The following is a 9,711-nucleotide window of genomic DNA, read 5'->3' on the forward strand; positions in this document are numbered from 1 at the left end:
GGTTAGTTTTGCTCCCCGGCGGTTTGCGGTGCTGCCGGACGGTCGTAACGGCGGATTTGTACCAGCATGCCAAATAGTGGGTGGTCAAAATAATGCAGTTGCGTACTGATTACGCGACGCTGCTGGGAAAACGGAATGGAAACCAGTTCGTAAGCTGGCGGAGCGCCGGGCAGCGTATTGGCCGATAACACCGGCTGGCGGTAAAACAGTTCGCTGTTGATGTGCAGATACGGCACCCGGTTAATGTATTTGAGGTAAACCTGAATAAACCCGTCGAGCTCCCAGATTGGCGATAAGCGCACCACATCTGACCGGGTATTGCCATCATCATTGGCTTCTGGTGGTGCGGTCATGCCGGCAAAGCTAATAGGCTGGGGGTTACTCAGGCGCTGATTCAATTCGGCGAAAAAGGTATCTACCGGCTCGGCCAGTTCGGCATTTTGTGCGCTGGCCGACGCATCGGCAGAGGCCATTTTTTGTGGACGCAGGTCGCCGTTTTGGGTGAACTGCTGAGCAAAGTTCTGGCCGGCAAACAGGCGCAGGGTTTCGGCTTTGTCCTGGCCAAATTTAACCTGCTGACGCCAGCTAAAATGCGCCAGGCGGTCGATACCCTTGCGCCAGCGAATGCTGGTGTAGATGTCGTCCTGCGTAAGCTGGTTTGCGGATAGCAAATGAGGGCCGTTGGCCCGCTTAAAATTGGCGCCGTGAATTAATAACGGAGTTCGCTGACGGGGCGGCACATATAAATCTGCTTGTTGCCATTGCCAGGTGTGTGTATTTAATACCGGCTTGTTACTGACCACACAATGAAGCGGACGACGTTTTACACTAACCGGGGTCAGTTGCTCTTCATTTAAATTAAACGACAGCCAGTAGGCAGCAATGGCTGCAGGCTCAGGGGGAATAATGTCTGGCTCGGGTTCAATAAACGCTCTATCTGCATCTGGCGTTTGAGGACTTAAAGTGCTGTCTTCAGCCTCTAACGACAAATCGGTACTGGCGAATTCGCTGTTGTCATTGGTTAACGCATCGCTTTGCTCACTGAGCGACATGTCCTCGTTAGCGACTGAACCGGGCTGTTCATCCAGTGCAGGCTCAACCGGCTCTGGCTCGATATAATAATCGCGCAGGATGTCTTCCTGGGTGGGTACTTCAGCCCACAGCGGAGACGTGGGGGCACCACAAACCGGTAGCGAGTTAAACACCATGGAAATGTCTGGCTGATAATAGCGGGTGAGCAGATCCCAGTCAGTTTTTGGTGTGCTTAGCACCTGTTGACGCTCAAACCGTTCGGCAAGATCGCTCACCGCGGTATCGCGCGCAAACAGAACGACCTCGATGTCGAACCACCATTTGTCTTCGTCGTTGGCTTGTACCGGGTTAGCGGTTAGACAACTGAGTGCGAGCAGGCTACCAATAATACGCCTCATGCCTGGCTGATCTCCCTGGCAAATTCTTCTATAAGCCCGTCCACCATAGCTAATCGTTCGCGGGCTGTCTCGGTTTTCTTCACTATCCGCAGTTTTTGGCTGCCCTCAAACTTGAACATTTTATTGCGGGTTTGTACCAGTTGAATAATAAAACCGGGGTTTACCGGGGTATCTTCGTTAAATTCGATAGTACCGCCGGTAGCGGTCATTTCAACCTTGTGAATACCTACGCGGCGGGCTTTGAGTTTTAACTCTGCCACCGCAACCAGATTTTTAGCCGCATCCGGCAGCAGACCAAAGCGGTCGATACATTCAATCTGGAAGGCTTCGATGTCGTCGCTGGTTTTACAACTGGCCAGCTGCTTGTACAAGGATAACCGGGTGTTTACATCGGCAATGTAATCTTCGGGTAACAGTGCCGGTATGCGCAATTCAATTTCGGTATGCAGGCGGTTAGCATCGCTGAGTGACGGCTCTTTACCGGCTTTTAAGGCGTCGACGGCCTGTTCCAGCATATCCATATACAGCGAGTAGCCCACACTGGCAATTTGACCGGACTGATCTTCGCCCAGTAATTCACCGGCGCCCCGAATTTCCAGATCGTGGGTGGCCAGGGCAAAGCCTGCGCCTAAGTCTTCGAGGCTGGCAATGGCTTCCAGACGCTTGGCAGCGTCGCGGGTCATGCGCTTAGGATGCGGCGTTAACAAATAGGCATAGGCCTGATGGTGTGAACGCCCAACCCGGCCACGCAGTTGGTGCAACTGCGCCAGGCCAAGGTGGTCGGCACGATCCATAATAATGGTGTTAGCGGTAGGTACATCGATACCGGTTTCGATAATGGTAGTACACACCAGTACATTAAAACGCTGGTGATAAAAATCACTCATTACCGATTCAAGCTCGCGCTCGCGCATTTGGCCGTGGCCTACTGCAATGCGGGCTTCCGGCACGATTTCGGCGATTTCCTCGGCGGTGCGGGCAATGCTCTCTACCTCGTTGTGGAGGAAGTACACCTGACCACCGCGTAGAATTTCCCGCATAATCGCTTCGCGAATAACTGCTTTATCGCGCAGTTGTACAAAGGTTTTAATGGCCAGACGTTTGGCCGGAGCGGTAGCGATAATCGATAAATCACGCATCCCCGACATGGCCATATTCAGCGTACGCGGAATCGGCGTAGCGGTAAGCGTAAGAATGTCTACATCGGCGCGCAGGGCTTTAAACTTCTCTTTCTGGCGTACCCCAAAGCGGTGCTCTTCGTCGATGATCACCAGCCCCAAGTCGCTAAACCGAATGGTATCGCTGAGTAATTTATGGGTGCCAACCACAATATCCACGGTACCGCTTTCGATGCCGTCCATGACGGCTTTGGTGGCTTTGCCGCTGACAAACCGGGACACCACTTCAATGCGGAAGGGCCAGTTGGCAAAGCGGTCTTTAAAGTTTTCAAAATGCTGCTGGGCCAGCAGGGTAGTGGGTACCAGAATGGCCACCTGTTTACCCTGATTCGCAGCTAAAAAGGCCGCGCGCATGGCCACTTCGGTTTTACCAAAGCCCACGTCACCGCACACCAGACGATCCATAGCCTGCGGGCTGCCCATATCCTGAATCACGGCGTTGATGGCCTGTATCTGATCGGCGGTTTCCTCGAATGGGAAGCTGTCGGCAAAGGATTGGTATTCTTCCCAGGTAATGGGATAAGCAAAGCCGGGTTTGGCGGCCCGTTTGGCGTACACATCGAGCAGCTCTGCTGCCACGTCGCGCACTCGCTCGGCGGCTTTTTTCTTGGCTTTTTCCCAGGCGTCGGAGCCCAGGCTGTGCAGCGGCGCTGAGTCTTGCTCGCCACCGCTGTAGCGTGAAATTAAATGCAGCGAGGCAACTGGCACATACAGCTTGGCCTGCTTGGCATATTCGATAGTTAAAAACTCAGTGGTAACACCACCGGCATCGAGGGTTTGCAAACCAATATAGCGACCCACACCGTGATCTAAATGCACCACCGGCTGACCTACAGACAGTTCTGCCAGGTTCCGAATAATGGCGTTTTCGTCGGTAGGCTTTTGTGCCGTTCGCAAACGGCGCTGACTTATTTTATGACCGAGCAACTGGGTTTCGGTTATAAACAGCAGCTCGCCGTCGGGGTTTTTCCAGCGGAAGCTGTGTTCCACCATACCAATGGAAATACCCACCGGCTCATGGCTGGTGAGGAAGTCGTCGAAGTGGACAAACTCCACGGGCTTAATTTGATACTTACTGAGAATGCCCAGCAGGTTTTCCCGGCGGCCTTGCGATTCGGCACAAAACAGCACTTTTGCGCCGCGTTTCTGCGCTTCAGAAAGTACCTGTAATAACGCCTGTGCCGGTTGTTTCTTTTGCGGATTTAAGGCGATATCGTCGAGCTTTTCACAATGTAGGTTATGTTTGCCGGCGGTATTGTCGAGCGGTTGTGACGCCAGTGCGACCCGCGGCCATTGTTTGAGACCTGCGAAGAGTTCGTTAACCGGTAAAAACAGCTCCATGGGCGCCAGTAGCGGGCGGTGTTTGTTGTAACGGTATTGCTCGTACCGCTCGTTGAGATCGGCCCAGAAAAATTCGCAGGCGTCACTGACATCGCCGTGCAGCAAAATAAGCGTATCAGGATGAAAATAATCGAACAGCGTGGCGGTTTTTTCAAAAAACAACGGCAGGTAATACTCTACACCGCTTGGCATGGTGCCACGGGTAATCTGATTAAATACCGACTCGGCGCTGTTACTGGCGTCGAAACGCTCTAAAAATTGCTGGCGAAACAGATTTAATGCGGCTTTATCGGTGGGGAATTCCCGGGCCGGTAACATGCGAATTTCATCTACTGATTCGCTGGATCGCTGTGAGTCCGGATCGAACAACCGAATACTGTCGACCTCGTCATCGAACAGATCGATACGATAGGGATCTTTAGAGCCCATGGGGTAAAGGTCGATAATACTGCCACGAATAGAAAACTCACTGTGGCTCATTACCTGGCTGACATGCAAATAACCGGCTTGTTCTAACTGGCGGCGAAACTGGTCGCGATCGAGTTGCTGACCACGTTTTAACAGTAACAGGTGCTGGCCAATATATTCTACCGGGGCCAGACGCTGCATCAGGGTGTTGATGGGCACAATGAAAATGCCGCTGGGTTCCTGGGTTAACCGGAACAGCGTTTCCAGACGCTGAGAAATAATATCCTGATGCGGTGAGAACGTATCGTAAGGCAGGGTTTCCCAATCGGGGAACAGGGTAACCGGAACACTGTGCTGACTGCCCTGAAAATAGCGAATTTCTTTTTCGAGTTTGAGCGCGGACGGCGTATCGGCAGTTACCAGCACAATGGGACGGCCGGCCTGCTGACTGGCCTGGGCAACGGCAAGCGCGCGACTGCTGCCTTGCAACTGCCCCCATTGTTGTTGGTCCTGAAAACCGGATGACGACTTGGTTTTGGGCAGTGGCAAAGAGTTAAGCGTGGTTGTCATGATTCCTTAACGATTCTTTTTTGAGCGTTTAACTTTATGGCATGCAGGGTGCTGGTTAAGCGTTTTTATTCTGGCTGCGCTTGCGAAGCTGCTGCGTTTGTAAATGCAAACTGGCTCTGACTAACAGTTCCTGATCCTGTTCGCGGATCCGGGTAAAAATAAAGGCTATATGGTAGCTATCCGATTCCTGCTGGCAAGTAATAACTTCGCCATAGCAAAAAATGGCGGCAGCTTCTTCTGAGACAAACAGTTTAAGCTCTGCCTGTGTGCCAACCTCCAGCGGGGTAGGGTGCTGAATAATTACACCACCACCGCCGAACCTGATACTTTCAAAACGGTAATCCGGATCGTCCTGCTGATGCAAAATATACGACATCATTAAATCGATTTTGCGCGACTGATGACTTAGGTAATTTACCAGTTCGGAGGCATGGTCGCTGAGATTGCGTAACGGTCGCAGGGCCTGGGATTCAATTGATGCCATTTCGCTGGCAATGCGAAAGGCATAAGGCATGTGGTCTTCAAGCTGTTCGTTTTCTGGCAGCGCAAAGTGCTCGTCCAGCTGACGCATATTTACTTTAATCGCATGGCTGATTAAGAAAAACTCATTAAATTGTGTTTGTTTTTCTGCCAGGGTTAACGATTCCACAATACTCTCCAGGCTGACTTGTGTGCAGGGTAGCTTACACGTATTATGCACCGAGCTTAAGTCTTTGTTTATCATTAAAACGTACAACGTACCGTATTGAATAAGCGTAGTGCAGGGAACAATGAATACCAAGCCCTCACTGCCCAGGTACAGGTGAAATTTCATGGCCTATCCGCTTTCCGCCTATATTGCCCTGCGTTACTCCACCGCAGGCAAGCACAACAGCTTTGTTGCGTTTATAAACCGCTTTTCAGTAGCCGGCATTGCCCTGGGGTTGATGTCGTTGATTATTGTGCTTTCGGTAATGAATGGCTTTGAAGCCCAGTTGCGCCAGCGTATATTGGGCATTGTACCGCAGGTAGTGGCCCATAACGCCAGTGTAGATGAGGTGCAGCAACTGCCGCTTAGCGAAGTGCGGGCCGTTAGCCCGTTCAGAGAAGCTGAGGGCCTGGTACAATCCCGACAGGCTTTACGGGGCGTACAGTTACAGGGCGTGGATCCTGACACCATGGATCAACACAGTATTGTGAGCGACTACATGCTGGAAGGTAATTTTAAGCGCCTTGAAGAGATAAAGTTTGGCGCCATTATCAGCCGGGCATTGGCGCAGGAATTAAGCGTTAATGTAGGCGACCAAATAAGAGTAATGGCCGCCGGCGCCAGTGTATATACGCCGTTCGGGCGTATGCCCAGCCAACGCCTGGTGACCATAGCTGCCTTGTTTAGCCTGGGCTCGCAGTTGGATGATAAAGTCATATACCTTCGACTCGACGATTTAACCCGGTTATTGCGCAAACCCAAGGATAGCCCAGCAGATGTGCGCCTGTTTTTAAACAATGCGTTTAACTATCAGGGGGTGGTTGCCTCGTTAGAACAGGCGGGTTACTCAACCAGTAACTGGCGCTCGCGTCAGGGGCCCTTATTCGATGCGGTAAAAATGGAAAAGAACATGATGTTTTTAATGTTGCTACTGATCATTGCGGTGGCGGCGTTTAACATTGTTTCGGCGCTGGTTATGGTGGTGTCGGAAAAAAGCGGCGACATTGCCATTTTACTCTCTCAGGGCATGACCGTAGCCACGGTACGCGCTATTTTTATGCTAAACGGGATTTTCAACGGCCTCAAAGGCGCACTAATCGGCGCTGTATTAGGTATTTTGGCGGTAGTGTATATCAACGATATTCTCGACTTTTTTGGCATTTATCTGGCGCTTTCTGCCGACGGGCCCGGGTTACCTATTGATATGCAATGGCATCAGGTAGTTTGGGTAACACTATTTTCCTTAGGGTTGTGCCTGCTTGCGAGTTGGTATCCGGCGCAGCGCGCCATGAAAGTACAGCCTGCCAAAGTGTTGCAACAGGAATCGTAAAAACTTGATTAAATGGTCAGGTTTTAGGGTTTTGCCGTGCATTGTGGCATAAAATTTTCTATAATCTTTTTCTTTTCTTACGCTCGGTTACCGATTCTATGGATAAAGTATTTATTACGTCAGCGGATCTGCTTCAGGATTCATTTCGACTTGCATCAAAAGTGTATAAAGACGGCTTTCGTCCACAATTTATTATAGGGATCTGGCGTGGTGGAGCTCCAATTGGTATTGCAGTGCAGGAGTTTTTTGAATTTAAAAAATTCCCCACCGATCACATTGCGGTAAGAACCTCTTCTTATTACGGCATTAACAAGCAAAGCAAAGAGATCCGTGTGCACGGCCTGCATTATCTGATTGAAAATGCCAATGCCGAAGACGCTTTGCTAATTGTTGATGATGTGTTTGATTCCGGGCGCAGCGTGGACGCACTGATTAAGCAAATTAAAAAGCTGATGCGACTGAATATGCCAAAAGATATCCGCATTGCCTGCCCGTATTATAAGCCGCAGAACAATAAAACCGATATCGTACCGGACTACTACGTAAACGAAAGTGACGAGTGGTTAGTGTTCCCGCATGAAATCGCCGACATGACTGAAGAAGAAGTGCGCGCCGGTAAAACCGAGCTGGCCGATGTGATGGATATTCTTTACGATAAAGAGTAATAAACTGACGCGGGTTAGATACCCAGGCGGGATAAGGGGCTGATGACACCATTACCACCTTGTTGCAGTACGTGCGTGTATATTTGAGTGGTTCGCACGTCGGCATGACCCAACTGATGTTGGACAGTTCGAATATCAGCTCCCGCAGCCAGTAGATGCGTAGCGAAGGAATGGCGCAGCGTATGCGGGGTAACATGTTTGGTTATCCCTGCATCTGAACTGGCCCGTTTAACATTTCGCTGTAATTGTTTCTCATCGATATGATGCCGTCGCAGCTGTTTCGTTTCGGGGTCGATGCTCAGACGCTGAGAGGGAAACAAGTACTGCCATTCCAGTGATTTATTGCTTTGTTGGTACTTTTTACGTAATCCTGCTGGTAGCCAGGCCCCAGCAAACTGAGGTACGTTCATATCCCTTAATAAAGTTTGTTGCACTTGCTCAATTTGCGTTTTTAATAACGGAATTAATGCCTCTGACAGCGTTACTACCCGATGTTTCCCCCCTTTGCCAAACCACACCCGTATGCACTTATAATCAAAATCAATATCTCCCGCTCTAAGGCGAACACACTCCATTAAACGAAGTCCGCTGCCGTAAAGCAGTGCGATAGCCAGATAGTGTTGTTTGTTTACCCGGCCGAGCAGGGCTTTTACTTCATCCTGGGTTAAAACTACCGGCAGCTTACGTTCTCGCTTACTGTTTAGGAACGTCATTTCTTCAGGTAAGGGGCATTCCATAAATTTGTTGTATAAAAACAAGAGTGCATTAAGCGCCGTTGCCTGAGTTGATTTTGCGCATTGTCTGCGGACAGCCAGGTGAGTAAGGTAAGCTTCAACATGTTCGGCATGCATTTGCTGAGGTTCGGTGAATTTATGAAAACGAATAAAATCGGATATCCAGGTTAAATACGTTTCTATTGTACGCTTAGCGTAGCCACGGGTGAGCATAAACTCATAAAGCTGATGTAAGAATTTAGATTTCATTGAGAAACGTGGCTGTAAAAAAGTGAATACAGAATAAGAGACAATAGATCGGGTTAATACTGGCCTGACGCAGAGAGTTGTGACAGGTAGCGTGTTTTACCCCAAACCATAAGCTCGGAAGGGAATGGTGTATTTAACACACGACAAAAAACACCAAACTAGCCACATACTTCTATGTTTGGGATTTTTAAGATAATCTGGGATGATGAACCATTGAAATTGCACCATTATGGAAGTTTTAATCAGACTGCTTTGGTGTCTATTTAATAGTTATACGGCACGAGCATTCGGGTTCCGAAGGGCAATTGTCTCGTAGCTAACAAGAAAACAGACCCCAAAGTCAGTAGTAACGTTTGAGCTTTTATGTCACGCTTTTAGCGTATGCGGTGTCGTATAAGACGAGGCTTGATTCGCCACCGCATACGCTAAAAGTGTAGCTGTCAAACTTCGAGAATCTGCTCGCGCGGCGACGGCGTAACAGGGAAAGTTTACTAGGTACACGGTTAAAGATTAGCGCGGGGGCGAACTCAGTATCTCGTGCACGTATAACTAAACGTTCCAACGGACACGATATACAGTGGCGGAAGTCTATACTTCGGCAAGCGTGCCGTTGAACTCAATGTTAGAGGACTTTCATGGAAATACGAAACTGGGTAGGGATTATTCTAATTGTTCTCGGAAGCTCGTTGCAGATTTATGGTTACTACTCTGAAACATGGGTTAGAGTTGTTTCTTTCATTATTATCGTTGTTGGAGTAATGGTTTTTGCTACTCAAAGGTATATTGCTAGCAAAGAAACTTCAGAGTTTAATTTTGGGCCAAGCCGTAAAAACACTAGTTTGCCAATAATGGGAGACATTTTTAACACGAGTGGGAATCGCACCGGTGGAAGGAGCGAAGATAGTTGGTCTGGCGATTCATCGGGTGGCGATGGGGGCGGAGGTGACTAAGTCCTCTAACAATCAAATGTTGGGGACACAAACACGCGGGCTGCTTCGCAGTATAGCCCACGCGTTTGTGCCGCCAAATTAGGGCGTTATGTGGCAAAGGAACATGCAGAGATATAAGATAAGCCTCAAGCTTAGAAACTCTCACGGTGACCGAAACTTTGAATTTCT

The 9,711-nt window shown here is 49.5% G+C and carries 7 protein-coding genes; 3 read left to right on the forward strand and 4 right to left on the reverse strand.

All coding sequences use genetic code 11. The features are described 5' to 3' along the window. Nucleotides 1-2 precede the first annotated feature (2 nt). Genes AC27IB_RS18680 through AC27IB_RS18690 form a run of 3 tightly spaced genes read right to left on the reverse strand, consistent with a single transcriptional unit; the run spans nucleotide 3 to nucleotide 5,576 of the window. Nucleotides 3-1,430, reverse strand: a complete 1,428-nt coding sequence (locus AC27IB_RS18680; RefSeq protein WP_487122828.1) for a CsiV family protein — start codon at nucleotides 1,428-1,430, stop codon at nucleotides 3-5. Continuing rightward, nucleotides 1,427-4,927, reverse strand: a complete 3,501-nt coding sequence (mfd, locus tag AC27IB_RS18685) for a transcription-repair coupling factor (RefSeq protein WP_487122830.1) — start codon at nucleotides 4,925-4,927, stop codon at nucleotides 1,427-1,429. Before mfd ends, AC27IB_RS18680 begins: the two co-directional genes overlap by 4 nt. 55 nt (nucleotides 4,928-4,982) lie before the next feature. Further along, entirely contained in the window at nucleotides 4,983-5,576 is a 594-nt protein-coding gene (locus tag AC27IB_RS18690; protein WP_296047982.1) for a PilZ domain-containing protein, read from the reverse strand. A gap of 163 nt (nucleotides 5,577-5,739) precedes the next feature. Here AC27IB_RS18690 and AC27IB_RS18695 point away from each other — a divergent pair, with 163 nt between their 5' ends. After that, on the forward strand, nucleotides 5,740-6,945 hold the full coding sequence (locus AC27IB_RS18695; protein WP_296047913.1) for a lipoprotein-releasing ABC transporter permease subunit: 1,206 nt from the start codon (nucleotides 5,740-5,742) through the stop codon (nucleotides 6,943-6,945). Nucleotides 6,946-7,043: 98 nt separating this feature from the next. Then, on the forward strand, nucleotides 7,044-7,610 hold the full coding sequence (locus AC27IB_RS18700) for a phosphoribosyltransferase (protein ID WP_296047911.1): 567 nt from the start codon (nucleotides 7,044-7,046) through the stop codon (nucleotides 7,608-7,610). A 14-nt stretch (nucleotides 7,611-7,624) separates the two neighbouring features. Here the strand turns inward: AC27IB_RS18700 and AC27IB_RS18705 are convergent, their stop codons facing one another. Then, the gene (locus AC27IB_RS18705) at nucleotides 7,625-8,593 is read right to left on the reverse strand and encodes an integron integrase (protein ID WP_487122833.1); all 969 of its coding nucleotides are present in this window, start codon (nucleotides 8,591-8,593) and stop codon (nucleotides 7,625-7,627) included. Nucleotides 8,594-9,228: 635 nt separating this feature from the next. Here AC27IB_RS18705 and AC27IB_RS18710 point away from each other — a divergent pair. Then, nucleotides 9,229-9,543: a hypothetical protein gene (locus AC27IB_RS18710; protein ID WP_487122835.1), complete on the forward strand. Its 315-nt coding sequence runs from the start codon at nucleotides 9,229-9,231 to the stop codon at nucleotides 9,541-9,543. Nucleotides 9,544-9,711: the final 168 nt, after the last annotated feature.

This window comes from Alteromonas sp. 4NH20-0104, from assembly GCF_057547795.1.

Coding starts and splice junctions, on each gene's coding strand:
- AC27IB_RS18680 (WP_487122828.1), bottom strand. CDS start 1,430: ATGAGGCGTATTATTGGTAGCCTGCTCGCACTCAGTTGTCTAACCGCT.
- mfd (WP_487122830.1), bottom strand. CDS start 4,927: ATGACAACCACGCTTAACTCTTTGCCACTGCCCAAAACCAAGTCGTCA.
- AC27IB_RS18695 (WP_296047913.1), top strand. CDS start 5,740: ATGGCCTATCCGCTTTCCGCCTATATTGCCCTGCGTTACTCCACCGCA.
- AC27IB_RS18700 (WP_296047911.1), top strand. CDS start 7,044: ATGGATAAAGTATTTATTACGTCAGCGGATCTGCTTCAGGATTCATTT.
- AC27IB_RS18705 (WP_487122833.1), bottom strand. CDS start 8,593: ATGAAATCTAAATTCTTACATCAGCTTTATGAGTTTATGCTCACCCGT.
- AC27IB_RS18710 (WP_487122835.1), top strand. CDS start 9,229: ATGGAAATACGAAACTGGGTAGGGATTATTCTAATTGTTCTCGGAAGC.